Here is a 23,499-nt window from a genome sequence, read left to right on the forward strand (position 1 = left end):
TCTGATCGGCGTCAGACGCCTCCCACATCTGTTCGAGCAAAGATTGCAGGGGGCGATGTCTTCCTCACCCCTCCAGCCGGAAGCTCCCGTCCTCGCCCAGCGCGGCGAAGGGGTTCCAGGCGACTTCCCAGGGGTGGCCGTCCGGATCGGCGAAATAGCCGCTGTAGCCGCCCCAGAACACGTCCTGTGCCGGCTTCAGGATGCGCCCGCCGGCCCGTTCGGCCTGGGCCATCACGGCGTCCACCTCCGCCTTGCTGCGCAGGTTGTGGGCCAGCGTGATGCCGCCGAAGCCCGACGTCGGGCCCGACTCCGCCAGATGCGCGTCCTCGGCCAGCGCCTCCCGCCCGAAGAGGGCGAGCGCGACGCCGCCCAGCTGGTAGAAGGTGATGGCGTCCTGGCTGACGGGGGAGGGGGTCCAGCCCAGCCCCTCCTCGTAGAAGCGGCGGCTGCGCGCGAGGTCGGCGACGCCCAGCGTGATCAGGCTGACTCTCTGTTCCATCTCAGCTTCCCTTCCGTTCGGCGGGCGGCATGGCGGCGGGCGGCATGGCGGCGGGCGGCGTGGCGGCGGGCGGCGTGGCGACCGGCAGGCCGGCCTCCTTCCAGCCCTTGAAGCCGCCCTCCAGGTGGCAGACGTTCTCCAGCCCCATCGCCTGCACGGTGTCGGTGGCGAGCGCCGAGCGCCAGCCGCTGGCGCAGTAGAAGACGAAGCGCTTGCCCGACGCGAAGACCGGCTTGTGATAGGGGCTGTCCGGGTCGACCCAGAATTCCAGCATGCCGCGGGTGGCCGGGAAGGCGCCGGGGATCATGCCGTCGCGGGTCAGCTCGCGCGGGTCGCGGATGTCGACGAAGACCACATCGGGGTCGCCGTGCAGGGACAGCGCCTCCTGCGGCGTGATCGCCTGGATGCGGGCGTTCGCTTCGGCCAGCAACTCCTTGTAGCCCTTCTTCATCGGCATGGCGGTTTCCTCCTTCTGACCCTTTGGCCGTAGTCGAACCCTTGGCGGGACCGTTGGCGCGTCTGCGCTGTTATCGCTCTACGCAACTGTGCAACAGGCCGCCCCGCCCGGTCCACCGGGAAGGGCGGCCGGTGCAGGGGGAGCCTGGGGAAAGCCATGCAGACTGCCACCGACGGACCCACCGAAGCCGCCGCCGCTTTGCCGACCGTCATCGATCCGGTGCGCGTGGAGCGGAACGAGCGCTACGTCCGCCGCCGCTTCTGGAACACGCTGCGCGCCAACCTGCACCGCATTCCCTTCCTGGAGCAGGCGCTGGCCGCCTTCTTCTGCGCGACCGACCCGCAGACGCCCTTCAAGGCGAAGGCGATCCTGATGGCGGCGCTGGCCTATTTCGTGCTGCCCGCGGACTCGATTCCGGACTGGCTGATCGCGGTCGGCTTCGTGGACGACGCGGCGGTGCTGGCCACGGCCGTCCATGCGGTGCGGAGCAACCTGAAGCCCGAGCATGAGGACCGCGCCCGCGCCGCCCTGCGCAAGGAACAGCAGATGAAGCCCGCCGCGGACCGTTGAGGTCTTACGCCTTGGCCGCGGTTCCCCGCTCGGCCCGCGACTGCGCGGCGTCGCGGTGCGCGGTGTAGAGGGCGGAGGCCGCGATCACCCCGGCGCCGACCCAGCCCCACAGGTCCATGGCCTCGCCGAACAGCGGCCAGGCGAGCAGGGCGGTGAAGGGCAGGCGGGCGTAGTCGTAGGGCATCATCGCCGAGGCCGGGGCCAGCTTGAAGGCGCGGGTCATCGCCAGTTGCCCCAGGGTCAGGACGCCGCCCAGCAGGACGAGCCAGCCGAGCGCCGTCCAGCTCGGCCACTCCCACACGAAGAGGGCCGGCACCAGGGCCATCGGGGTCAGGAACAGCCCCATGTAGGCGACCACCACCATCACCCCGTCGGAGGTCGCCAGCGCCCGCACCTGGAGCGTGGTGACGGCGGCGGCGACGCAATGCAGGAGCATGACCAGGATCGCCGGGTCCAGGGTGGCGTCGTCGGGGCGGATGACGATCATCACCCCGGCCAGCCCGACCAGAACGGCGGCCCAGCGCCGCGCCCGCACCGTCTCGTTCAGGAACAGCGCGGCCCCGGCGGTGACGAACAGGGGAATGGTGAAGCTGAGCGCCGTGGCGTCCGGCAGCGGCATGTGGGTGACGCTGTAGAACCAGCACAGCATCGCCACCAGACTGGTCGCCGAGCGCGAGGCGTACAGCCCCGCCCGCCCGGTGCGCAGCCGCCCCAGCCCCACCACCGCGATCCAGGGCAGCATGAACATCAGGCTGAACAGGTTGCGGAAGAAGACGATCTCGAAGGGGTGGATCTCGCCGCTGACGTGGCGGATCATCGCGTTGCCGATGGCGATGAACAGCGCCGCGCCCAGCATCCAGAAGGCCGCCTCCAGCGGCTTGCCCGCCATGCCGGGGCCGGAGGCGGGACCTTTGGCGGTGAGCGCTTGGGTGGGCAATCGGTCGCGTCCCTGGCGGATCGGGTCTCTGGCGGATCAGCCTGCGGGTGGCGCGCCTGTCCGGACGCGCCACCCCAGCGTGCATCTCTATCCTGCCCTTCGGGCGCGCCGGGTTGCAAGGGACATTCGGGAGAGGATCAGCCGCCGGCCTTCAGCGAGTCGAGGCGGGCGCGAATCAGCGTGTACTCCGGCTCCTCCGGCTTGAACTGGGCCAGCAGGCGGGTCCACAGGTCGGTGGCCTCGGCGGTCTGGCCGATGCCCGCGGCGTTCAGGCCGAGCAGCCAGAGCGCGTCGCGGTTGTCGGGCTCGGCCGCCAGCGCCTGACGGAGCGAGGCGACGGCCTCCTCCGGCATCGGGCCGGGCTTGCTGCTCCGCGGCTCCGCCGACAGCAGGGCGGAGGCGTAGGCGACCAGAACGTCGGGCCGCTTGGGCGCCTGCTCCCGCGCCTTGCGGGCGGCGTCGATGGCCTTCGCCGACTCGCCCAGCACGCCGTAGGAGCGCGACAGCCGCATCCAGCCGTCCACGTCGTCCGGGTTGGCCTCCAGCCGGGCGGCCAGCCCGTCGACCATGCCGCGGATCATCTGCTGCTGGTCCCCGCCCTCGGTCTGGCCCTGCGCCTGGCCCTGGTTCTGGCCTTGGCCCTGGTTTTGGGCGACCGGCGGCTGTTGCTGCGCGGGCAGGGGCTCCGGCGTCACCTTGGCCGGGTCGAGGTTCAGCGCCCTGGCCGCCTCCGCGATCTGCGTCCGCACGATGGGCACCCAGGGGGCGTCGGCGTGGGACTCGGCGAGCAGGGCGCTCCAGCGCTCCAGCGCGTCCCTGGTGTCGCCGGCCTGGAAGCGGGCCAGCGCGGCGTAGAAGCGGGCGCGCGGCTCCGTCGGGTCCTTCGCCAGCACGCGGTCGAAGGTCTTGCGCGCCTCGTCCGGCACGGTGCCGCCGTTGGCCGAGATCAGGACCTCGCCATAGCTGCCGAGAAGCTCCAGATCGTCGCCGGCCAGCGCCACCGCCTTGCCCAGCGCGTCGGCGGCCTCGGGCAGGCGGCCCATCTTGGCGTAGGCCTGGCCGAGGATGGCCCAGCCCTGCGGGTCGTCGGGGGTCTCGGCGAGCTGGGCCTTCAGCTTGTCCATCGCCGCCAGCACGTTCTTCGGCGGCCCGCCGCGCTCATGGTCCAGGTTGCGCGAGGCCAGCGGCTGGGCCGGCAGTTCCGGACGGCCCAGCTTGCCGTAGACGGCCAGCGTGCCGAGCGGCAGCAGGACGGCCAGCAGGGCGGCCAGCGCCATCGCGCTGCGCGGCGCGCGGACGGCGGGGGCAGCCGCCTTGCCCTTCGCGCCACCCTTGGCGCCGGCCTTGCCGTGGTCGGCGATGGCCAGCATGCGGCGCCCGATCTCGGCGCGGGCGGCGGCGGCCTGCGCCTCGCTGATCAGGCCGCGGCCCTGGTCGCGCTCCAGCTCGCCCAGCTGGTCGCGGTAGACCTCCAGGTCGTAGGCGGCGCGCTCCTCGGCGGCTCCCTCGGGCTTCCTCAGCAGCGGCGGCACGATCAGCAGCACCACGGCCGCCGTCATCGCGGCGGCGACGATCCAGAACAGCATCAGGCTTTGTCCTTGCGGAGCAGGGCGTCCAGGCGCCGCCGCTCGTCCTCAGTCAGCGGGGCGGTGTCGCCGCCGGCAGCAACGGCGGCACCCTTGCGCCCGCGCAGGTACAGGGCCGTGGCGACGCCGCCGATGGCCAGGATCACGAAGGGGCCGATCCACAGGAACAGCGTCGTCGCCTTGAAGGGCGGGCGCAGCAGCACATAGTCGCCGTAGCGGTCGGTGACGAAGCTCAGCACCTGCTGGTTGCTGTCGCCGGCGGTCAGCCGCTCGCGGACCAGCACGCGCAGGTCGCGGGCGAGCGGCGCGTTGGAATCGTCGATCGACTGGTTCTGGCAGACGAGGCAGCGCAGATCCTTGCTGATCTCCCGCGCGCGGCCCTCCAGCGCCGGGTCCTTCAGCACCTCGTCGGGCTGGACGGCGAAGGCCGAGACGGGAGTCAGGGCGAGCAGGGCGGCCGTCAGGGTCGCGGAAAGGAGGGCTCTCACGACGCGCTCCGCAGATGCTTGACCATGGGCAGGATCTGCTCCTCGACCACCTGCGGGGTCAGGGGGCCGACATGCTTGAAGCGGATGCGGCCCTGGCGGTCGAGCAGGAAGGTTTCCGGCACGCCGTAGACGCCCCAGTCGATGGACACGCGGCCGTCCAGGTCGACGCCGATGCTGGCGTAGGGATCGCCGTTGCGGTTCAGCCAGGCGATGGCGTCCTCCGCCTTGTCCTTGTGGTTGATGCCGCGCACCGTCACGCCCTGCTCGCGGGCCAGCCGGGTGATGATCGGGTGCTCGGCCTTGCAGGGGATGCACCAGGAGGCGAAGACGTTCACCAGCGTGACGTCGCCCTTCAGCGTCGCGTTGGACAGCCCTTCCTTGTGGCCCGGCAGCGGCGGCAGCGAGAATTCCGGCGCCGGCTTGTCGATCAGGGCGGAGGGGATGTCGCGCGGGTCGCGGTCGAACCCGCGCAGGAAGGCCACGCCGACACCGACGAACAGCAGCAGCGGCAACAGATAGATCAGGCGGCGCATCGTAGGCTTGTCCTTACTCGGCGGGCTGAAGGTTGCCCTTGGCGGCGCGGCGGCGCTCCGGGGCGCCGACGCGGAAGCGGCGGTCGGACAGGCTGACCAGCCCGCCCAGCATCATCCCCAGCGAGCCGATCCAGATCCACGGCACCAGCGGGTGATGGTACAGCCGCACCGTCCAGGCCGTGCCGTTCTGCGTCGGGTCGCCCAGCGCCACATAGACGTCGGACAGCCAGGTGGTGTGGATCGCCGCCTCGGTCGTCGTCATGCGGGTGACCGGGTAGCTGCGGCGCTGCGGCGTCAGGGTGGCGATGGTCTTGCCGTCGCGGGTGACGGTGAAGACGCCCTGCTCGGCGCTGTAGTTCGGCCCCTGCACCGTGCCGACGCGGTCGAAATGCACGGCGTAGGCGCCGACCGTGGCGTTGTCGCCCGGCTTCATCGCCTTGATCGTCTCGCTCTGCCACGCCGAGGTGCCGGTCATGCCGGCGATGGCGATGCCCATGGAGGCGTGGGCGATGGTCATGCCCCAGGCGCTGCGCGGCAGGTTGACCGCGCGGTTCCAGCTGTCCTTCGCCGGGATGCGGAACAGGCGGATGCGCTCGGCGAACTCGGCCAGCGAGCCGAAGAAGGACCAGGCGGCGAGCGCGACCCCGACCAGCGCCAGCAGCGGCCCGCCGCCGTTGGTCACGTAGGCGGCGATGGCGACGCAGGCCACGGTCGCCACGGCGGCCGTCCACAGCCGGGTCAGGGCGCCCAGCAGGTCGGCGCGCTTCCAGGCCAGGAAGGGGCCGACCACCATGGCGATCACCATCGGGATGGCGACCGGGATGAAGGTGGCGTTGAAGAAGGGCGGGCCGACCGACACCTTGCCGAGGTCGAGCACGTCGAGGAACAGCGGGTAGAGCGTGCCGATGAACACCGTCGCCGTCGCGGTGGACAGCAGCAGGTTGTTCAGCACCAGCGAGCCCTCGCGGCTGACCGGGGCGAACAGGCCGCCGGTCTTCAGGCTGGGCGCCCGCACGGAGTAGAGAAGCAGCGAGCCGCCGGTGGCGATGGCCAGCAGGACCAGGATGAAGACGCCGCGCGCCGGGTCCACCGCGAAGGCGTGGACCGAGGTCAGGATGCCCGAGCGCACCAGGAAGGTGCCCATCAGCGACAGCGAGAAGGTGATGATCGCCAGCAGGATGGTCCAGGTCTTCAGCGCGTCGCGCTTCTCCACCACGATGGCGGAGTGCAGCAGCGCGGTGCCGGCCAGCCAGGGCATGAAGGACGCGTTCTCGACCGGGTCCCAGTACCACCAGCCGCCCCAGCCCAGCTCGTAATAGGCCCACCAGGAGCCGAGCGCGATGCCGGCGGTCAGCGTCGACCAGGCGGCCAGCGTCCAGGGCCGCACCCAGCGCGCCCAGGCCGGGTCCACGCGCCCTTCAATGAGCGCGGCGACCGCGAAGGAGAAGGCGACGGAGAAGCCGACATAACCCGCGTAGAGGAAGGGCGGGTGGAAGGCGAGGCCGGGGTCCTGCAACAGCGGGTTCAGGTCGTTGCCGTCGAGCGGCGCCGGAACCACGCGGATGAAGGGGTTCGACGTGATCAGGATGAACAGCAGGAAGCCGACGCCGATCATGCCCTGGACGGAGATGACGCGGGCCTTCAGCGAGGGCGGCAGGTTGCGCCCGAAGATGCCGACCGCCGCGCCGAACACCGTCAGCATGACGACCCACAGCATCATCGAGCCTTCGTGGTTCCCCCACACGCCCGACACCTTGTAGAGCATCGGCTTCATCGAGTGGCTGTTGGCGACCACGTTCGACACGCTGAAGTCCGACACCACATGCGCCCAGGTCAGGGCGCCGTAGGCGACCAGAACCAGCAGCATCTGGGCGATGGCGGCGGGGCGGGCGACGCCCATCCAGGCGGCGTTGCCGGTGGCGGCACCCACCAGGGGGACGCCGGACTGCACCAGCGCCACGAACAGCGCCAGCACCAGCGCGTAATGGCCGAGTTCGGGAATCACGGGCCCGATGCTCCCTTGAAGAACGGAATGAGGAGGAGTGGGGAAGCCGCCAGCGTCACGAGCTGGGCTTCTGCTCCTTCGAGTTCGCCTTGAAGTGCTCCGCCTCCTTCAGCGCGGCGGCGACCTCCGGCGGCATGTAGTTCTCGTCGTGCTTGGCCAGCACCTCGCGCGCCTGGAAGACGCCGTTGATCATGCGGCCTTCCGTGATGACGCCCTGGCCCTCGCGGAACAGGTCGGGAAGCTGGCCGCGGTAGCTGACGGCGACGGTGTGCACCGTGTCGGTGACGCGGAACTGCGTCGTCACCCCGTCGGGCATCTTGCTGACGCTGCCCTCCTCGACGAGGCCGCCCAGGCGGAAGTTGCGGTCGCCGATGTCCTGGGTCTGCAACTGCGTCGGGCTGAAGAAGAAGACGATGTTGTCCTCGAACGCCGTCAGCGTCAGGGCGGTGGCCGCGCCAAGGCCCAGCAGGGCGAGGCCCAGCATGTAGAGGCGCCGTTTCTTGCGGGTCATCCTTCACCAACCTCCGCCGCGGGCGACGCCGCGGCTCCGTTGCGCGCCCGGCGCCGCCGCGGCGGGCGGCTGCCTTCCAGCGCCTTCAGGGTCGTCTCGGCGCCGCGCAGCGCCTTCAGCGTGGCGACCAGAAGGCCGACCATCACCAGCGCCGCCAGGGCGTAGGACGACCAGACATACGCGGCGTAGCCGCCCATCGCGAAAAACTCTGCCATCCTTGCCTCCGGCCCAGCCTGTTCCCGTGCCTCAGCCCTGCGCCTCGGTCAGGCGCATCGTCTGGATCTTGCGTTGCACGATCTCCGCCCGCAGGCGCAGCAGGACCACCGTGATGAAGTAGGCGGTGAAGCCCAGCGCCATGACCAGCAGCGGGACCAGCATGGACCCGTCGATGGTCGGTCCGCCCATGCGGATGACGCTGGCCGGCTGGTGCAGGGTGTTCCACCAGTCCACCGAGAATTTGATGATCGGCACGTTCACGATGCCGACGAGAAGCAACACGTTGCCCGCCCGCGTCCCGCGCTGCGGGTCGTCGAAGGCGTTCACCAGCGCCATGTAGCCGAGATAGAGGAAGAACAGGATCAGCACGCTGGTCAGCCGCGCGTCCCACACCCACCACGTTCCCCACATCGGCGCGCCCCACAGCGAGCCGGTGACGAGGCAGATGAGGGTGAAGCCGGCGCCGACCGGGGCGGCGGCCTTGGCGAACAGGTCGGCCAGCGGATGCTTCCACACCAGCCCGCAGGCGGCGGCGATGGCCATGTTGACGTAGACGAACAGGCTCATCCAGGCGGCGGGCACGTGGATGTACATGATCCGCACGGTGTCGCCCTGCTGGTAGTCGCGGGGCGAGCCGACCAGCGCGATGTAGAGCCCGACGATCAGCAGGATCACGGTCGCCCCCGCCGTCCAGGGCAGGATCGCCGCCGACAGGCGCTGGAAGCGGGCAGGATTTGCAAATCGATGCATAGGACCTATGGGCCTCTGGTCGTGCTGCGGACGATATAAGCTCAGTGATGCCCCAGCGCGAGGGGTTTCGCCTTGATCTTGGTCAGGAAACATGGCCGCACACCGTGGTGTTTTCAGGACGGTGCGGCGGCCTGTCGCACTGACGGTACGACGGGTTGACGCGGCCTTTCCATGCTACGTTGGTGCAGGGCGGGTGAAAAAGTCCGGCAGGCCCGGCCGAATGGGCGAAGCCGCGCTCAATGGGTGTGCGCGTGGTGGGCGTCCGGAAAGTGGGGGTGCCGGTGCCGCAGGCGTCCATGGCGGTGACGGTGGCTGTGCGGTTCGCTCACCGGGCCGTCGTGATGGTGCCGGTGGTGCTCGTCATGGATGTGCGGGTGGTCGTGCTCGATCTCGTCATGGTCGTGCTCATGGTCGTGGTCCTCGGTCAGGTGCAGCCAGACGCCGACTCCCATCAGGACCGCCGCCGCCGCCAGCCCGAGCGTCACGGGCTCCCCGAAGATCGCCAGGGAGGCGATGCCCCCGACGAAGGGGGCCGTCGAGAAATAGGCCCCGGTGCGTGCGGCGCCGATGTGGCGCAGGGCGACCACGAACAGCACGAGGCTGACGCCGTAGCCGAGCAGCCCGACCAGCATCGCCGCCGCCGCGGTCGGCAGCGCGGGCGCGCCGTCGCCGAGCGCCAGGGCGATCCCGACAGTGACGGTGCCGGCCACCAGACCCTTGATCATGGCGATGTCCGCCGGGTCGGCCAGCGACACCTTGCGGGTCAGGTTGTTGTCCACCGCCCACATCAGGCAGGCGGCGGCGACCGCGGCGGGTCCCCAGCCGGCGGCGAGGTTCGCTCCGTCCAGGCTCACCGGTCCGCCCCAGGACAGCACGACCGCCCCCGCCACGATGGCGGCCATCCCGGCGACGAGGCGCCGGTCGACGCCCTCGCGGAAGACGAACCACGCCAGCAGGGCGGTGAACACCCCTTCCAGATTGAGCAGGAGCGAGGCGGTCGATGCCGGCGTCGCCGCCAGTCCGGCCATCAGCAGAACCGGCCCGGCGACTCCCCCGGCAGCAACGGCGGCGAGCAGCCAGAGCCACTCGGCGCCGCGGAGGCCGCGTTCGCCGCGCTTCCGCGTTCCCGTCAGCCCGCGGACCAGCCGGACCAGCCCCAGCCCGATCCCGGAGCCGAGATAGAGCAGGCCCGCCAGCATCCAGGGGGACAGGTCATGGACCAGCAGCTTCGCCAGCGGCGTGCTGAGGCCGAAAAGGGCCGCGGCCAGGATGGCGGTCGTCGCGCCGGTTCGGGGCATGAGCGCCTCGCACGCCTGTTGAGTGAGGGAACCCTTGCCCCCACCCTAACCCTCCCCCGCTTCGCAGGGGAGGGGACAGACGCCGCTTCGCAAAATCTCCCTCCCCTGCGTCAGCTCTCGCGCAAACCAAAGGTTTGCGCTGACGCGGCAAGCGGACCATAGGTCCGCTGAGAGCGGGGGAGGGCCGGGGTGGGGGCCGGCAGCTACCCCCGCGCCCGCAGGTACGGCGTCATGCGCCACTCCGCGTAGCGGATCAGGCGCGAGGCGATGAAGTTCAGCAGCAGATAGATGCTGCCCGCCACGATGAACACCTCGAACACCGCGAAGCTCTGCGCGATGATCTTGCGGGCGATGCCGGTGATCTCCAGAAGCGTGATGGTGCTGGCGAGCGAGCTGGCCTTGACCATCAGGATCACCTCGTTGCCGTAGGCCGGCAGCATCTGGCGGATCGCCACCGGCATCACGATCCGGCGGAACAGCAGCGTGCGCGACATGCCGCAGGCCCGCGCCGCCTCGATCTGGCCCTGCGGCACCGACAGGATGGCGCCGCGCAGGATCTCGCTGGTGTAGGCGCCGGTGTTCAGCGTCAGCGCCAGGATCGCGCACCAGAAGGGCTCGCGCAGGTAGATCCAGAGGAAGCTGCTGCGCACCAGCTCGAACTGGCCCATGCCGTAATAGATCAGGAAGATCTGGACGAGCAGCGGCGTGCCGCGGAACACGAAGACGTAGGCGGCCATCAGCCGCTCGGTGACGCGGTTGCCGTACAGCCGCAGCAGCGCCACCGCGAAGGCCACGCCCGCGCCGAACAGCAGCGCCAGCCCGACCAGCTGCAGGGTCACCGGAACGCCGCGCAGGAGGGTGGGCACGCTGTCCCACATCAGTTCCCAGTTCATGGGTCAGGCCCTCCGCACGCCGCGATTGGCGTAGCGTTCCGCCCGCTCGAACGCCACCGTCGATACGGTGGTGAGCAGGAGGTAGAGCACCGCCGCGGTGGTGTAGAACAGGAACGGCTGGCGGGTCGACCCCGCCGCCACGTGCGACACGCGCATGATCTCGGCCAGCGCCGTCACGGAGATCAGCGCCGTGTCCTTCAGGGTGAGCTGCCAGACGTTGCCCAGCCCCGGCAGGGCGTAGCGCAGGGTCTGCGGCACCAGGATGCGGCGCAGGATCAGCCAGCGCGACATGCCGCAGGCGCGCGCCGCCTCGATCTGGCCGTGGGGCACCGCCTGGACCGCGCCGCGGATCACCTCCGTCGAATAGGCGCCGGAGATCAGACCGACCGCCAGCACGCCGATGGAGAAGGCGTTCAGCTCGATGTAGCCCTCGTAGCCGAAGACCCGGCCGACGGCCATGACCGCGCCGCTGCCGCCGAAGAACAGCAGGTAGATGACCAGCAGCTCGGGCACGCCGCGGACGACGGTGGTGTAGACCTCCGCGATGCCGGTGAGGGCGAGGTTGCGGCTGAGCTTCGCCGACGCGCCGAGCGATCCGAAGACGAGGCCGAGGACGAAGGCCGACACCGACACGGCGACCGTCATCGCGGCCCCGCCGAGAAGCTGGCCGCCCCACCCGTTCGGGCCGAAGGAGAGAAGTTCGAACATGCGCTCCGAAAGGGCTCCGAAAGGGCTCCGAACCGGGTTCCCCTCCCCCCGCGACGGAGGAGAGGGGGACATCCCTTGCTGCGATAGGGCTTTACTTGATCGAGATGTCGTAGCCGAAGTGCTGGGTGCTCAGCTTGGTGATGGTGCCGTCCTGGTTGGCCTCGGCGATGGCCTTGTTGAACAGCTCCTTCAGGTCGCCGTCGGCCTTGCGCAGGCCCACGCCCACGCCCTTGCCCAGCACGCCGCGCGCGAAGGCCGGGCCGAACAGGGTCATGCCGTTGCCGGCGTCCGCCTTGAGGATGGCGTCCACCGCCGAACGGTCGCCGAAGATGGCGTCGACGCGGCCGGCGGCCATGTCGATGCCGGCGTTGTCCAGCTTGTCGTAGGTGCGGACCGCCACCTGCGGCAGGAGCTTCTCCATGAAGTTCGCCTGGATGGTCGAGGTCTGCACGCCGACCGTCTTGCCCTTCAGCGCGTCGGCCAGGGCGGCGATGGCGGCCTTCGGGTCGTCCTTGGACAGGTCGTAGCGCTCGCCGGGGAAGGTCGCCTTGGCGAGCGGCGAATTCTTCATGGTGCCGAACATCGACGGCTCGGTGCCGTAGGGGCCGGCGAAGGCGATGACCTTCTCACGCTCGTCGGTGATCGACATCGCCGCCATGATGGCGTCGTACTTGCCCTGCTGGATGGCCGGGATCATGCCGTCCCAATCCTGGGCGACGATCTCGCACTCGGCCTTGATCCGCTTGCAGAGCTCCAGGGCGAGGTCCGGCTCGAAGCCGACCAGCTTGCCCGACGGGTCCGTCGCGTTCCAGGGGGCGTAGGCGCCCTCGGTGGCGATGCGGATCTTCTTCCACTCCTTGGCCTCGGCAGCGGTGCCGGCGACCGCAACGATGGCGCCGAGCGCCAGGGCCGCAACGATCTTCTTCACGGGAAAACCTCCTCTGTTCTGATGCCCTTATGGATGGCTCTTATGCTCGGGCAGGCTCTGAGGTTTACGGTTTTACAGCGCCAGTCAAGGGAATTGAGCGGGCCGTCCTCGCGCGACCGATTCAGCCGCCGCCGGACAGGTGACGCGACAGGAACTGTCGCACGCGGTCCGATTCCGGATTGACCAGAACCCGGTCGGGCGGCCCCCGCTCCTCGATCCGGCCCTGGTGGAGGAACACCACCTCCGACGCGACCTCGCGGGCGAAGCCCATCTCGTGCGTCACGAGAATCATGGTGTTGCCCTCCTCGGCGAGCTGGCGGATGACCAGCAGCACCTCGCCCACCAGTTCGGGGTCGAGCGCGGAGGTCGGCTCGTCGAACAGCATCACCTTGGGCTGCATGGCCAGCGCGCGGGCGATGGCGGCGCGCTGCTGCTGCCCGCCGGACAGCTGCACCGGGTAGGACTCGGCCTTGGCCAGGATGCCCACCTTGTCCAGCAGCTTGCGGGCGCGGTCCACCGCCTCCGCCTTCGGGACGCCCAGCACATGGACCGGCGCCTCGATGACGTTCTCCAGGATGGTCATGTGGGTCCAGAGGTTGAAGCTCTGGAACACCATGCCGAGCCGGGTGCGGATGCGGTCCACCTGCCGGGAATCGGCGGGGACGGTCTGGCCGCCGCGCGCCTTCTTCAGGCCGATGGCCTCGCCGCCGATGACGATCCGCCCCTCGTCCGGCACCTCCAGCATGTTGATGCAGCGCAGCAGCGTGCTCTTGCCGGAGCCGGAGGAGCCGATCAGCGTGATGACGTCGCCTTCGCGCGCGGTCAGGGAGACGCCCTTCAGCACCTCCAGCGGGCCGAAGCGCTTGTGGACATTCTCGACGAGGACGGCTTCGGGGGCGTTGGGATTCGTGGGCGGGTGTCGGTGCATGCGGGGCTTGCTGGCGGGGAACGGGGACGGGGCGGGGAACGGTCTGGACCGCCCAACCCTGGACGGTGCCGCTAGGCTAGACCGCCGGACAAACTCCCGCAACGCGGATTTTACAGGCCGCGGGGCAACCGCGCGATGGGGCAAGCCGGCGGGTTTTTCACCACAGCATCAGCACCAGAAGCTGCGGCGCCAGGATGCGCAGGCACATGGCCAGCGGGTAGACGGTGGCGTAGGCCAGCGCCGGCGCCTCCGACGCGACGACCGCGTTGGCGTAGGCGAGGCCCGGCGGGTTGGTCTGCGCCCCGGCCAAAACGCCGCAGATGCTGAGGAAGTTCAGCTTCATCACGCCGCGCGCCAGCAGCCCGGTCAGCAGCAGCGGCACGATGGTCACCAGCACGCCCCAGGCCATCCAGGGCAGCCCGGCGCCGCTCGCCATCGTTTCGACGAAGCGGTCGCCCGAGGCGATGCCCAGCACGGCGAGGAACAGGACGATGCCGATCTCGCGCAGGGCGAGGTTGGCGGCGGGCGGCATGAACCAGACCAGCGGCCCGATATGCCCGATGCGCGCCAGCACGATGGCGGCGATCAGCGGCCCGCCGGCCATGCCCAGCCGCAGCGGCGCCGGCATGCCCGGCAGGAACAGCGGAATGGCGCCGAGCAGCGCGCCCAGCGTGATGCCGACGAAGACCGGGATCATCTCCACCGTCTGCAGCCGCCGTTCCGAATTGCCGATGATGCAGGCGGCGGCCTTGAGGTCGTCGGGCTTGCCGATCACCGTCAGGATGTCGCCGAACTGCAGCTTCAGCGCGGCGTTGGGCACCAGCTCCACACCGGCGCGGTTGACGCGGCTGACCACCACGTCGCACGCCCCCTTGAGGTTCAGCGCGGCGATGGACCGGCCGAGCACCGGGTTGGCGGTGACGACGATGCGCTCCCACCGCAGGTCGCTGCCCTTGGTGGTCAGCCGGACGTCGGCCTCCCGCCCCATCAGCAGGCGGACCTGCTCCAGCCTCGGGCGCGGGCCGACCACGTGCAGCACGTCGCCCTCCTCCAGCCGGGTGTCCTCGCCGGGCACGCGGAGCTGGCCGCCGCGCAGCAGCCGCGACGCGCAGACCCCCAGGCTTTGCAGCATGGTGAGGTCGCCCAGCCGCACCCCGCGCAGGGCCGGGTTGGTGACGGCGATGTCCATGGTGTCGAGCGCCGCGACCTCGGCGCGCCGGGCGGCCTCGAAGGCCCTGGCCTCTTCCTGCGGGTCGATGCGGAAGGCGATCCGCACCACCGCCATGGCCAGCAGGTTGCCGGCGATGCCGAAGGGGTAGGTGACGGCGAAGGCCAGGCCGGGCAGGGCCATCACCGCGGCGTCGGCCCCGACCTCCTTCAGCACCTGCTGCGAGGCGGCCAGCGCCGGGGCGTTGGTCACCCCGCCCGCGAAGACGCCGAGGCCGGAGCCCAGCGGCACGAGGTCGAGCAGCACCAGAAGGGCGGTCAGCAGGATGCTCGACCCGACCATCAGCAGCGCCAGCCCGTTCAGCGCCAGCCCGGACTTCTTCAGCGCCGCGAAGAAGCCGGGGCCGACCTGGATGCCGATGGTGTAGACGAACAGGATCAGGCCGAAGTCGCGGATGAACTCCATCATCTCGCCGTTCAGCGTCACCCCCGCCTGCTTGGCGAAGTGCCCGACGGCGATTCCCGCGAACAGCACGCCGCCGATGCCCAGCCCGACCCCGCGCAGCCTTATGTGGCCGAGCGCCAGCCCCAGGGCCGAGGTGACGCCCAGCATGAACACCACGCGCGCGATCGGCGGCATGGCCAGGAAGAGGTCGATGAGCGCGTGCATGGCCGCGTCTCCTCACGCGAGGACAGACCGCCCGCCGATCCCGTGGGAGGCGCCCCCGCCGGGCCGCCCCTTACCAGAGGAACAGGACGATCAACTGCGGCGCAAGGATACGCAGAAACATAACCATAGGGTAAACAGTGGCATAGGCGAGGGCGGGAGCCTCCGATGCGCTCATTGCGTTTGCAAAAGCGAGCGCGGGCGGGTCCGTCATGCTGCCGGACAGCAGGCCGCAGATCGTCAGGTAGTTCTGCCGGGCGAAGGCCCGCGCGATGAAGCCGACGACCAGCAGCGGGATCAGCGTCACCAGCACGCCGCAGCCGATCCACAGCAGCCCGTCGCCGTGCACCAGCGTCTCGACGAAGCGGTCGCCGGACATCAGCCCGACCACCGCCAGGAACAGGACGATGCCGATCTCGCGCAGCGCCATGTTGGCCGCCGGCGGCATGAACCAGACCAGCGGCCCGATGTGCCCGATGCGCGCCAGCAGGATCGCCGCCACCAGCGGCCCGCCGGCCAGCCCCAGCTTCAGCGGCGCCGGCATGCCCGGAATGTAGAAGGGGATGGAGCCGAGCAGCACGCCCAGCAGGATGCCGATGAAGACCGGCACGAACTCCACCTGCTGGAGCCGCCGCGCCGAGTTGCCCATCAGCGCCGCCACCCGCTGGAGGTCCGACGGCTTGCCGATGGCGGTCAGGATGTCGCCGAACTGGAGGTGCAGGGCCGGGCTCGGCACCAGCTCCACGCCGGCGCGGTTGACCCGGCTGACCACCACGTCGTAGGCGTCGGCGAGGTCGAGCTGGCCGATGGCCTTGCCCAGCACATGCTCGCTGGTGACGACCAGCCGGTCCCAGCGCATGTCCGTGCCCTTGGTGGTCAGCGTCACCTCCGCCGCCTCGCCGAGCAGGCGCTTCGTCGCCTCCAGCTTGACGCGCGGCCCGACCAGATGCACGACGTCGCCGGCCCGCAGGCAGGTGTCCGGGTGCGGCACCTGGAGCCGCCCCTCGCGCAGCAGGCGGGAGACCATCACCCCCTGGTCGCCGAACAGCTCCATGTCGCGCAGCGGCAGCCCCATCGCCGACCGGTTGCGCACGGCGACGTCCAGCGTCTCCAGCGTCTCGACCTGGGCGCGGCGCTTGCGCTCGAAGGCTTCGGCCTCCGCCACCGGGTCGATGCGGAAGACGACGCGGATCAGCCCCATGGTGATGAGGATGCCGACGATGCCGAAGGGATAGGCGACGGCGTAGCCGAGGCTCGGCGTGTTGATCTCCGCCGCCGAGGCCCCGACCTCGCGCAGCATCTCCTGCGCCGCACCCAGCGACGGCGTGTTGGTGACGGCGCCGGAGAAGATGCCCAGCACCGCCGGCAGCGGCACCCCGCCGATCTCGTGGATCGCCACCGCCACCAGCACCCCCAGCCCGACCAGCGAGGCGGCCAGCAGGTTCAGCGTCAGGCCCGACCTCTTCAGGGCGGCGAAGAAGCCGGGTCCGACCTGAACGCCGATGGTGTAGACGAACAGGATCAGCCCGAACTCCCGCATGAAATGCAGGACGTGATGGTCGAAGGTCAGGCCCAGCGCCTTGGCGACGTGCCCGGCGGCGATGCCGGCGAACAGCACGCCGCCGATGCCCAGCCCCACGCCGCGCAGCTTGATCTGCCCCAGCGCCAGCCCCGACGCCGCCACCACGCTGAGCATCAGCATGATGCGGGCGATGTCGGGAAGGCCGTTGAAGAGGTCGATCAGCACGGTCATGGCAGGCACCCGGTCCGGTTGAGCCGCGAAGGGCGAAGGCGCCTATGAATGCCCGCTCCGCTCCGCCCGGGCAATGCCCTGGAATGGAAAGGGACATTCCCCGGATCAAAATTTCGCCACTTTCTGGCCCTAAACCGGACGGAGCCTTACGGCATGAAGTGGCTGGCCGGACCTGTGAACCCCTGCGGTCCGGCCCCTAAGCGACGATCAGGGCTCCGGTTTTCCGGCGCCCCCAGCCAGGCCCCGGCTGGATCGGCGGCCATCGCAAGAACCCCCTTGCGATGGCCGTTTCTTTTTTGGGGCCGTTTCTTTTTGGCGCCCGGACGGGCTGTGCTATAGCTCCCCCCGCCCCGTCCACCGCAAGAGCCCGCCCCGCCGCCATGCCCGTTTTCGCCGGTTCCGCGCTGACCTGCCTCCGTGGCGACCGGCTGGTCTTCACCGGGCTGGACTTCCGGATCGCGCCGGGGGAGGCGCTGTTCCTGCTCGGCCCCAACGGCAGCGGCAAGTCCAGCCTGCTGCGCGTCATGGCCGGGCTGCTCAAGCCGATCCGCGGCCAGCTCTCCTGGGATGGCGTGCCGGTGACCGACGATCCCGACGCCCACCGCGGCCGCATCCATTACGTCGGCCATCTCGACGCGGTGAAGCCGGTGCTGAGCGCGGTGGAGAACCTGTCCTTCTGGGCCACGCTGGGCGGCGCCGCCGACCCGCGGGGCAACGCGCTGAAGGCGCTGGAGCGGCTGGGCGTGCCGCACATCGCCAACGTGCCGGGGCGCTACCTGTCGGCGGGGCAGAAGCGGCGCCTGAATCTCGCCCGCATCATCGCCGCCCCCGCCGCCCTGTGGCTGCTGGACGAGCCGACCGTGGCGCTCGACCGCGCGGCGATCGCCCTGTTCGAGGAGATCATCGCGGAGCACCGGGCCGCCGGCGGCATGGTCGCCGTCTCCACCCATGTGGACATCGCCATGCCCGGCGCCGGCGAGCTGCACCTCGACGACTTCACCCCCGTCCTTCACGGTGAGGACGATGGGGGCGAGGACGACGATCTTCCGGACGAGGAGGACGCGGCATGACCCGCTTCCTGCGCCTGATCGGGCGCGACCTGCGGCTGGCGCTGCGCCAGGGGTCGGACGCCAGCATCGCCGTGATGTTCTTCGTTCTGTGCGTGGTGCTGTTCCCCTTCGGCGTCGGGCCGGAGCCGAACATCCTCGCCCGCATCGCCGCCGGGGTGATCTGGGTCGCCGCCCTTCTGGCCTCGCTGCTGTCGCTGGAGCGGCTGTTCCAGAACGACTACGAGGACGGTTCGCTGGAACTGCTGTCGCTGTCCACCCTGCCGATGGAGGCGGTGGTGCTGGCCAAGACGCTGGCCCATTGGCTGGTGACCGGCCTGCCGCTGATCGCCGCCGCCCCGCTGCTCGCGCTGCTGCTGAACATGGACGCGGAGGGGTTCGGGGTGCTGGTGCTGACTCTTCTGGTCGGCACGCCGATCCTCAGCCTGATCGGCAGCATCGGGGCGGCGCTGACTCTGGGCGCCCGGCGCGGCGGCGTGCTGCTGTCGCTGCTGATCCTGCCGCTCTACATCCCCGTGCTGATCTTCGGCGCCGGGGCCATCGACGCCGCGCTGAACGGCCTGACCCCGCGCCCGCATCTGCTGCTGCTGGGCGGCCTGTTGGCCGGCGCCCTGCCGCTGGCCCCCTGGGCGAGCGCCGCCGCCCTGCGTCAGGCGGTGGAGTAGGGGAGTCTTACGGGGCGCCGTCGTGATCTGGAACGCCATTGCCTGCCGCACCCGGTCTGATAGAGTGCCGCCGCCCTGCACACTTTTGAAGAGACGTTGGGCTTGCGATGGGTATTCCCGATTTTCAGACCCTGATGCTCCCCGTGCTGAAGACCGCCGCCGGGGGTGGCGAGGTCCGCATCCGCGACGTGGTGGACATTCTTGCGGATGAGTTTGCCCTGACCGACGAGGAGCGGGCTCATCTCGTGCCGTCGAAGCAACAGACGACCTTCGGCAACCGCGTGAGTTGGGCGAAGAGCTATCTTAGCAAAGCCGGGTTGGTCGAACTGACCCGACGGGCACATTTCCGCATCACCGAGACCGGCCGGCAGGTGCTGAATTCGCCCCCTGACCGGATCACCGTCCGGTTCTTGGAGCAATTCCCGAGCTTCAAAGGTTTCCGCGATGGCGAGGCTGGGGCGGTCGAGGCGGCCGAGGTCGTGCTTTCGGTTGCCGAGAGTTCTCTGACCCCCGATGAGGTGATGCGGCAAGCCCATGTGCGGATTGAGGCATCATTGGCGGAGGAAATCCTCCAGCGAGTGAGATCCGGGACGCCGGCTTTCTTCGAGAAGACCGTGGTCCGCCTGCTGATCACCATGGGCTACGGCGGGTCGGTGACGGAACTCGACAAGGCTTTGGTCGGCAAATCGGGTGACGATGGTGTGGACGGCATCATCGACCAGGACCCGCTCGGGCTGGATCGGGTCTATGTCCAGGCCAAGCGTTACGCCGACGGGAACACCGTCGGAGCCGGGGCGATCCGTGATTTCTTCGGCAGCCTGAACCTGTTCAAGGCGACCAAGGGGCTGTTCGTTACCACCTCCGCCTTTACCACGTCAGCCCGGGAGACCGCCGACCGGCTCGGCACCCGCATCGTGCTGATCGACGGCATCCAACTGGCCAAGCTGATGATCCGGCACGAGGTCGGCTGCCGGATTGAGGAGACCCTGCACATCAAGCGTGTGGATGAGGACTTCTTCGAGTAGCCAGCGGTTCTATGCCGGGAAATTCTATGCAGGGATGGAGGCGATTCGGTCAAAGCCGTCGTACGACAGAGCGGTGTCACACCGCGGGGAATTCCGCCGCTTCCAGGCGAATTCCTGTGTCGCATCACTGTCTTGGGGGGAATTGGTGGAGCCGAGGAGGATCGAACTCCCGACCTACGCATTGCGAACGCGTCGCTCTCCCAGCTGAGCTACGGCCCCACACACCGTTCCCGGCGTGCGGCGGATAATGGTGATGCTGAGGGGGCCTGTCAAGCCCTCTGAACGCGCCCGATCACGGGCATCGGCGGTTGCGCGCAAGGGGATGCCCAAGGGCATGGCGGTGGACCGCCGCGCAGCACTGGACAGCACTCGCCGCTTGTGCTTAGGGTGCCCCGCAAAATCGGACAATAAAGGGACGGGCCGGGCATGATTGCGCTCTACCTGCTGATCGACACCGTTCTCAGCCTCTATGTCTGGCTGCTCATCGCTTCGGCGGTGCTGAGCTGGCTGGTGGCCTTCAACGTCGTCAACACCCGCAACCGCGCGGTCTATGTCATCGGCGACTTCCTCTACCGCATCACGGAACCGGTGCTGCGCCCGATCCGCCGAGTCCTGCCGAACATGGGCGGCCTGGACCTGTCGCCGATCGCGCTGATCCTGCTGATCTTCTTCATCCGCAACCTGATGGCGGAATACTGGCCGCGCTTCTGATGACGGGACCTTTCGAGGCCGCTCCCTTCGAAGCGGTGGCGGACGGCGTCCGGCTGGCGCTGCGGGTGACGCCCAAGGCGTCGCGCAACGCCATCGCCGGGCTGGCCGCCACCGCGTCCGGAGGAACGGCCCTGAAGGTGACCGTCACCGCCGTGCCGGAGAACGGCAAGGCGAACGAGGCGGTGGTGAAACTGCTGGCCAAGGCGTGGAAACTGCCCAAGACCAGCCTGACGGTGGTGGCCGGCGCCACCGACCGGAACAAGATTGTCCATGTGGCCGGCGATCCGGCCGACCTGATGCGCCGACTGACGGCGCTGGTGGAAACCTCGACCGGCGAGCCGGTGAGCAGCAATGGTGGGAAGAGCGATGGCTGAGGCGAGGATCATCGACGGCAAGGCGTTCGCCGCGGGGCTGCGCGCCCGCGTGGCGGAGGGTGTGGCCGCGCTCAAGGCCAGCCACGGCGTCACCCCCGGCCTCGCCGTCGTGCTGGTGGGCGAGGACCCGGCGAGCCAGGTCTATGTCCGGTCCAAGGAAAAGGCCCTGGCCGACCTCGGCATGAACAGCTTCGACCACCACATGCCGGCCGACCTCGGCGAGGCGGAGCTGCTGGCCCTGGTCGACCGGCTGAACGCCGATCCGGCGGTGCACGGCATCCTGGTCCAGCTTCCCCTGCCCAGGCACATCGACACCGCCCGCGTGCTGGCCCGCATCGTCCCGGAAAAGGACGCGGACGGCTTCCACGTCGTCAACGCCGGCCTGCTGGCGACCGGCGGCGCCGGCGCCATCGTGCCCTGCACGCCGCTGGGCAGCCTGCTGCTGCTCCGCGACACGCTGGGCAACGACCTGAAGGGCAAGCGGGCGCTGGTGCTGGGCCGCTCCAACATCGTCGGCAAGCCGATGGCGCAGCTGCTGCTCCAGCAGGACTGCACGGTCACCGTCGCCCATTCCCGCACCCAGGACCTGCCCGGCGAATGCCGCCGCGCCGACATCCTGGTCGCCGCGGTGGGCCGTCCGGAGATGGTGCGCGGCGACTGGATCAAGCCGGGCGCCGTGGTCATCGACGTCGGCATCAACCGCGTGCCGCACCCGACCGAGCCGGGCAAGACCAAGCTGGTCGGCGACGTCGCCTACGACGAGGCGGTCAAGGTCGCCGGCGCCATCACCCCGGTGCCGGGCGGCGTCGGGCCGATGACCATCGCCTGCCTGATGCTGAACACGCTGGCCGCCGCCTGCCGCGCCGCCGGCGCGCCGGTCCCCGCCGAGGCCCTTGCATGATCACGGTCCACGCCCGGGTGGGCGGCCGCGTGGTCGAGCAGCCGCTCGCCCTCGGCGAGCCGCTGCCGCCCAACACGGTGTGGATCGACCTCCTCCGCCCCGACGAGGCGGAACGCGCGCATGTCGGCGCCGTCACCGGCTGCGACCTGCCGACACGCGAGGAAATGAAGGAAATCGAGGCGTCGAGCCAGCTCTACACCGAGGGGGAGGCCGTCTACCTCACCTCCTCGGTGATCGCGCGGGCCGATTCGCCGATGCCGGAGCAGGGCGAGGTCACCTTCGTGCTGACCCCCCGGCACATGATCACGGTGCGCTTCACCGAGCCGCGCTCCGTCGCCACCTTCGCCGCGCGGACCAGCCGCCAGCCGGAGCTTCTGGCCAGCGCGGAGGACGCGCTGCTGGGCATCCTCGACGCGGTGATCGACCGGGTGGCCGACGTGCTGGAGCTGATCGGCGCCCGCATCGACGGGCTGTCCGCGCGCATCTTCACCGACTCGCTGAACAGCGGCGGGCTCAGCGGTGGCGGCGGTGGCGGGCGGGCCGCCAAGAAGCCGGACGAGCTGCAGGACGTGCTGCGCGGCATCGGGCGGGCCGGCGACCTGACGCACAAGGTGCGCGACAGCCTCGCCGGGCTGGACCGGCTGGTCGCCTTCCTCTCCTCCGTCGCCGCCGGGCGGCTGACCAAGGAGCAGAAGGCCGCGCTGAAGACCCTGACGCGCGACCTGCGGTCCCTGAACGAGCACGCCGGCTTCCTGGCGCACGAGGCGAACTTCCTGCTCGACGCCACGCTCGGCCTGATCAACATCGAGCAGAACGCGATCATCAAGATCTTCTCGGTCGTCTCGGTGGCGCTGATGCCGCCGACGCTGATCGCGTCGGCCTACGGCATGAACTTCCATTACATGCCCGAGCTGGACTGGAGCTTCGGCTATCCCATGGCGATCGTGCTGATGGTGCTGTCCGCCGTGGTGCCGCTCTGGTACTTCCGCCGCCGCGGGTGGCTTTAACCGGAAAAAGGAACCGCCGATGATCGTCCTGTCCGATGCCGCGCTCGACGCGCTCCTCGCCCAGGACGTTCCCTACGGCGACCTGACCACCGACTCGCTGGGCATCGCCGCCGCCCCGGCGCGCATCCGGTTCACGGCGCGCGGCGCCATGGTGCTGGCCGGGACCGAGGAAGCCGCCCGCCTGATCGAGAAGGCCGGCGGCACGGTGACGTCCGTCCGGCCCAGCGGCACGGCGGTGGAGGCTGGGGCGCCTTTCCTGGAGGGGCACGGCCCGGCGGGCGCGCTGCACCGCGGCTGGAAGGTGGCCCAGACGCTGGTCGAATACGCCTCCGGCATCGCCTCCCGCGCCCGCCGCATCGTCGAGGCCGCCCCCGGCGTGACCGTCGCCTGCACCCGCAAGAACTTTCCCGGCGCCAAGGACCTGTCTATCAAGGCGGTGCTGGCCGGTGGGGCGGTGATGCACCGGCTGGGCCTGTCGGAAACCATCCTGGTCTTTCCCGAACACCGCGCCTTCCTGTCCGGCCCGCCGGAGTCCTGGATCGCCGACCTGCGCCGCCGGGCGCCGGAAAAGAAGATCGTGGTCGAGGTCGACACGGTGGCCGATGCCATCGCCTTCGCCCGGGCCGGGGCCGACGTGCTTCAACTGGAGAAGCGCACGCCGGAGGAGGCCCGCGCCGTGGTCGAGGCGACGCGCGGCCTGCCGCGCCCGCCGGTCGTCGCGGCGGCGGGCGGCGTGACGGAGGACAACGCGGCGGCCTACGCCGCCGCCGGCTGTCCCCTGCTGGTCACCACCGCGCCCTTCTTCGGGCGCCCGGCGGACGTGAAGGTGGTTCTGGAACCGGCGTGACGCGCTCC

General features: G+C 70.0%; 26 protein-coding genes and 1 tRNA gene. 9 read left to right on the plus strand and 18 right to left on the minus strand.

Annotation, left to right across the window (positions count from 1 at the left end):
- Positions 1-64: 64 nt before the first annotated feature.
- Both TSH58p_RS12155 and TSH58p_RS12160 read right to left on the minus strand, forming a co-directional pair.
- The gene (locus TSH58p_RS12155) at positions 65-499 is read right to left on the minus strand and encodes a VOC family protein (protein ID WP_109071831.1); all 435 of its coding nucleotides are present in this window, start codon (positions 497-499) and stop codon (positions 65-67) included.
- A 1-nt stretch (position 500) separates the two neighbouring features.
- The gene (locus tag TSH58p_RS12160) at positions 501-956 is read right to left on the minus strand and encodes a rhodanese-like domain-containing protein (protein ID WP_199230209.1); all 456 of its coding nucleotides are present in this window, start codon (positions 954-956) and stop codon (positions 501-503) included.
- A 156-nt stretch (positions 957-1,112) separates the two neighbouring features.
- Between TSH58p_RS12160 and TSH58p_RS12165 the strand changes: the two genes are divergently transcribed.
- Positions 1,113-1,526, plus strand: a complete 414-nt coding sequence (locus TSH58p_RS12165) for a YkvA family protein (RefSeq protein ID WP_109071832.1) — start codon at positions 1,113-1,115, stop codon at positions 1,524-1,526.
- Positions 1,527-1,530: 4 nt separating this feature from the next.
- Here TSH58p_RS12165 and TSH58p_RS12170 read toward each other — a convergent pair whose 3' ends face one another.
- From TSH58p_RS12170 to TSH58p_RS12240, 15 genes are all read right to left on the minus strand, one after another.
- A complete protein-coding gene (locus TSH58p_RS12170; protein ID WP_109071833.1) occupies positions 1,531-2,463 on the minus strand; it encodes a DMT family transporter in 933 nt (310 codons plus the stop codon).
- Between the two features lie 137 nt (positions 2,464-2,600).
- Positions 2,601-4,049, minus strand: a complete 1,449-nt coding sequence (ccmI, locus tag TSH58p_RS12175) for a c-type cytochrome biogenesis protein CcmI (protein ID WP_109071834.1) — start codon at positions 4,047-4,049, stop codon at positions 2,601-2,603.
- Positions 4,049-4,537, minus strand: a complete 489-nt coding sequence (locus tag TSH58p_RS12180) for a cytochrome c-type biogenesis protein (protein WP_109071835.1) — start codon at positions 4,535-4,537, stop codon at positions 4,049-4,051. Before TSH58p_RS12180 ends, ccmI begins: the two co-directional genes overlap by 1 nt.
- Positions 4,534-5,070 carry a DsbE family thiol:disulfide interchange protein gene (locus tag TSH58p_RS12185; RefSeq protein WP_014238694.1) on the minus strand — a complete coding sequence of 179 codons (537 nt, stop codon included), beginning with the start codon at positions 5,068-5,070 and terminating at the stop codon, positions 4,534-4,536. The genes TSH58p_RS12180 and TSH58p_RS12185 overlap by 4 nt, the downstream gene beginning before the upstream one ends.
- A gap of 13 nt (positions 5,071-5,083) precedes the next feature.
- Entirely contained in the window at positions 5,084-7,075 is a 1,992-nt protein-coding gene (locus tag TSH58p_RS12190; RefSeq protein ID WP_109071836.1) for a heme lyase CcmF/NrfE family subunit, read from the minus strand.
- 55 nt (positions 7,076-7,130) lie between these two features.
- Entirely contained in the window at positions 7,131-7,586 is a 456-nt protein-coding gene (ccmE, locus tag TSH58p_RS12195) for a cytochrome c maturation protein CcmE (RefSeq protein ID WP_038525715.1), read from the minus strand.
- The gene (gene ccmD / locus TSH58p_RS12200) at positions 7,583-7,801 is read right to left on the minus strand and encodes a heme exporter protein CcmD (protein WP_035669739.1); all 219 of its coding nucleotides are present in this window, start codon (positions 7,799-7,801) and stop codon (positions 7,583-7,585) included. Before ccmD ends, ccmE begins: the two co-directional genes overlap by 4 nt.
- A 31-nt stretch (positions 7,802-7,832) precedes the next feature.
- The gene (locus TSH58p_RS12205) at positions 7,833-8,552 is read right to left on the minus strand and encodes a heme ABC transporter permease (RefSeq protein ID WP_109071837.1); all 720 of its coding nucleotides are present in this window, start codon (positions 8,550-8,552) and stop codon (positions 7,833-7,835) included.
- A 236-nt stretch (positions 8,553-8,788) separates the two neighbouring features.
- Entirely contained in the window at positions 8,789-9,850 is a 1,062-nt protein-coding gene (locus TSH58p_RS12210; protein ID WP_109071838.1) for a DMT family transporter, read from the minus strand.
- Between the two features lie 203 nt (positions 9,851-10,053).
- The gene (locus TSH58p_RS12215) at positions 10,054-10,743 is read right to left on the minus strand and encodes an ABC transporter permease (protein WP_035669708.1); all 690 of its coding nucleotides are present in this window, start codon (positions 10,741-10,743) and stop codon (positions 10,054-10,056) included.
- A 3-nt stretch (positions 10,744-10,746) separates the two neighbouring features.
- The gene (locus TSH58p_RS12220) at positions 10,747-11,451 is read right to left on the minus strand and encodes an ABC transporter permease (RefSeq protein WP_035669705.1); all 705 of its coding nucleotides are present in this window, start codon (positions 11,449-11,451) and stop codon (positions 10,747-10,749) included.
- Between the two features lie 91 nt (positions 11,452-11,542).
- The gene (locus tag TSH58p_RS12225; RefSeq protein WP_109071839.1) at positions 11,543-12,379 is read right to left on the minus strand and encodes a transporter substrate-binding domain-containing protein; all 837 of its coding nucleotides are present in this window, start codon (positions 12,377-12,379) and stop codon (positions 11,543-11,545) included.
- A 121-nt stretch (positions 12,380-12,500) separates the two neighbouring features.
- The gene (locus TSH58p_RS12230; protein WP_014238681.1) at positions 12,501-13,307 is read right to left on the minus strand and encodes an ABC transporter ATP-binding protein; all 807 of its coding nucleotides are present in this window, start codon (positions 13,305-13,307) and stop codon (positions 12,501-12,503) included.
- A gap of 157 nt (positions 13,308-13,464) precedes the next feature.
- Positions 13,465-15,144, minus strand: coding sequence for a putative transporter (locus tag TSH58p_RS12235; protein ID WP_109071840.1), 1,680 nt, complete (start codon positions 15,142-15,144; stop codon positions 13,465-13,467).
- Positions 15,145-15,214: 70 nt separating this feature from the next.
- Positions 15,215-16,894 carry a putative transporter gene (locus TSH58p_RS12240; RefSeq protein WP_109071841.1) on the minus strand — a complete coding sequence of 560 codons (1,680 nt, stop codon included), beginning with the start codon at positions 16,892-16,894 and terminating at the stop codon, positions 15,215-15,217.
- Positions 16,895-17,274: 380 nt separating this feature from the next.
- Between TSH58p_RS12240 and ccmA the strand changes: the two genes are divergently transcribed.
- The 3 genes from ccmA (at position 17,275) to TSH58p_RS12255 (ending at position 19,651) form a co-directional block, all read left to right on the plus strand.
- On the plus strand, positions 17,275-17,964 hold the full coding sequence (gene ccmA, locus TSH58p_RS12245; RefSeq protein ID WP_109071842.1) for a heme ABC exporter ATP-binding protein CcmA: 690 nt from the start codon (positions 17,275-17,277) through the stop codon (positions 17,962-17,964).
- Positions 17,961-18,626 carry a heme exporter protein CcmB gene (ccmB, locus tag TSH58p_RS12250; protein ID WP_014238686.1) on the plus strand — a complete coding sequence of 222 codons (666 nt, stop codon included), beginning with the start codon at positions 17,961-17,963 and terminating at the stop codon, positions 18,624-18,626. The genes ccmA and ccmB overlap by 4 nt, the downstream gene beginning before the upstream one ends.
- A 107-nt stretch (positions 18,627-18,733) precedes the next feature.
- Complete coding sequence (locus tag TSH58p_RS12255; RefSeq protein WP_109071843.1) at positions 18,734-19,651, plus strand: restriction endonuclease; 918 nt, start codon at positions 18,734-18,736, stop codon at positions 19,649-19,651.
- Positions 19,652-19,794: 143 nt separating this feature from the next.
- Here the strand turns inward: TSH58p_RS12255 and TSH58p_RS12260 are convergent.
- A tRNA-Ala gene (locus tag TSH58p_RS12260) sits at positions 19,795-19,870 on the minus strand.
- 207 nt (positions 19,871-20,077) lie between these two features.
- On the opposite strand from TSH58p_RS12260, the gene TSH58p_RS12265 reads away from it, so the two are divergent.
- The 5 genes from TSH58p_RS12265 to modD are packed head-to-tail and all read left to right on the plus strand — an operon-like array spanning position 20,078 to position 23,491.
- A complete protein-coding gene (locus TSH58p_RS12265) occupies positions 20,078-20,362 on the plus strand; it encodes a YggT family protein (RefSeq protein WP_014238675.1) in 285 nt (94 codons plus the stop codon).
- Complete coding sequence (locus TSH58p_RS12270; protein WP_109071844.1) at positions 20,362-20,736, plus strand: DUF167 family protein; 375 nt, start codon at positions 20,362-20,364, stop codon at positions 20,734-20,736. Before TSH58p_RS12265 ends, TSH58p_RS12270 begins: the two co-directional genes overlap by 1 nt.
- The gene (gene folD / locus TSH58p_RS12275) at positions 20,729-21,637 is read left to right on the plus strand and encodes a bifunctional methylenetetrahydrofolate dehydrogenase/methenyltetrahydrofolate cyclohydrolase FolD (RefSeq protein WP_109071845.1); all 909 of its coding nucleotides are present in this window, start codon (positions 20,729-20,731) and stop codon (positions 21,635-21,637) included. The genes TSH58p_RS12270 and folD overlap by 8 nt, the downstream gene beginning before the upstream one ends.
- Entirely contained in the window at positions 21,634-22,644 is a 1,011-nt protein-coding gene (locus TSH58p_RS12280) for a magnesium transporter CorA family protein (protein ID WP_109071846.1), read from the plus strand. The genes folD and TSH58p_RS12280 overlap by 4 nt, the downstream gene beginning before the upstream one ends.
- A 19-nt stretch (positions 22,645-22,663) precedes the next feature.
- Complete coding sequence (gene modD, locus TSH58p_RS12285) at positions 22,664-23,491, plus strand: ModD protein (protein WP_109071847.1); 828 nt, start codon at positions 22,664-22,666, stop codon at positions 23,489-23,491.
- Positions 23,492-23,499 lie beyond the last annotated feature (8 nt).

The sequence above is a fragment of the Azospirillum sp. TSH58 genome (genome assembly GCF_003119115.1).
Taxonomy (GTDB): Bacteria; Pseudomonadota; Alphaproteobacteria; order Azospirillales; family Azospirillaceae; genus Azospirillum.

Bases quoted from the DNA above. Each gene is read 5' to 3' on its own strand.
- TSH58p_RS12155 (WP_109071831.1), bottom strand. From the start codon at position 499: ATGGAACAGAGAGTCAGCCTGATCACGCTGGGCGTCGCCGACCTCGCG.
- TSH58p_RS12160 (WP_199230209.1), bottom strand. From the start codon at position 956: ATGCCGATGAAGAAGGGCTACAAGGAGTTGCTGGCCGAAGCGAACGCC.
- TSH58p_RS12165 (WP_109071832.1), top strand. From the start codon at position 1,113: ATGCAGACTGCCACCGACGGACCCACCGAAGCCGCCGCCGCTTTGCCG.
- ccmI (WP_109071834.1), bottom strand. From the start codon at position 4,049: ATGCTGTTCTGGATCGTCGCCGCCGCGATGACGGCGGCCGTGGTGCTG.
- TSH58p_RS12185 (WP_014238694.1), bottom strand. From the start codon at position 5,070: ATGCGCCGCCTGATCTATCTGTTGCCGCTGCTGCTGTTCGTCGGTGTC.
- ccmE (WP_038525715.1), bottom strand. From the start codon at position 7,586: ATGACCCGCAAGAAACGGCGCCTCTACATGCTGGGCCTCGCCCTGCTG.
- ccmD (WP_035669739.1), bottom strand. From the start codon at position 7,801: ATGGCAGAGTTTTTCGCGATGGGCGGCTACGCCGCGTATGTCTGGTCG.
- TSH58p_RS12205 (WP_109071837.1), bottom strand. From the start codon at position 8,552: ATGCATCGATTTGCAAATCCTGCCCGCTTCCAGCGCCTGTCGGCGGCG.
- TSH58p_RS12210 (WP_109071838.1), bottom strand. From the start codon at position 9,850: ATGCCCCGAACCGGCGCGACGACCGCCATCCTGGCCGCGGCCCTTTTC.
- TSH58p_RS12215 (WP_035669708.1), bottom strand. From the start codon at position 10,743: ATGAACTGGGAACTGATGTGGGACAGCGTGCCCACCCTCCTGCGCGGC.
- TSH58p_RS12220 (WP_035669705.1), bottom strand. From the start codon at position 11,451: ATGTTCGAACTTCTCTCCTTCGGCCCGAACGGGTGGGGCGGCCAGCTT.
- TSH58p_RS12230 (WP_014238681.1), bottom strand. From the start codon at position 13,307: ATGCACCGACACCCGCCCACGAATCCCAACGCCCCCGAAGCCGTCCTC.
- TSH58p_RS12235 (WP_109071840.1), bottom strand. From the start codon at position 15,144: ATGCACGCGCTCATCGACCTCTTCCTGGCCATGCCGCCGATCGCGCGC.
- TSH58p_RS12240 (WP_109071841.1), bottom strand. From the start codon at position 16,894: ATGACCGTGCTGATCGACCTCTTCAACGGCCTTCCCGACATCGCCCGC.
- ccmA (WP_109071842.1), top strand. From the start codon at position 17,275: ATGCCCGTTTTCGCCGGTTCCGCGCTGACCTGCCTCCGTGGCGACCGG.
- ccmB (WP_014238686.1), top strand. From the start codon at position 17,961: ATGACCCGCTTCCTGCGCCTGATCGGGCGCGACCTGCGGCTGGCGCTG.
- TSH58p_RS12255 (WP_109071843.1), top strand. From the start codon at position 18,734: ATGGGTATTCCCGATTTTCAGACCCTGATGCTCCCCGTGCTGAAGACC.
- TSH58p_RS12265 (WP_014238675.1), top strand. From the start codon at position 20,078: ATGATTGCGCTCTACCTGCTGATCGACACCGTTCTCAGCCTCTATGTC.
- TSH58p_RS12270 (WP_109071844.1), top strand. From the start codon at position 20,362: ATGACGGGACCTTTCGAGGCCGCTCCCTTCGAAGCGGTGGCGGACGGC.
- folD (WP_109071845.1), top strand. From the start codon at position 20,729: ATGGCTGAGGCGAGGATCATCGACGGCAAGGCGTTCGCCGCGGGGCTG.
- TSH58p_RS12280 (WP_109071846.1), top strand. From the start codon at position 21,634: ATGATCACGGTCCACGCCCGGGTGGGCGGCCGCGTGGTCGAGCAGCCG.
- modD (WP_109071847.1), top strand. From the start codon at position 22,664: ATGATCGTCCTGTCCGATGCCGCGCTCGACGCGCTCCTCGCCCAGGAC.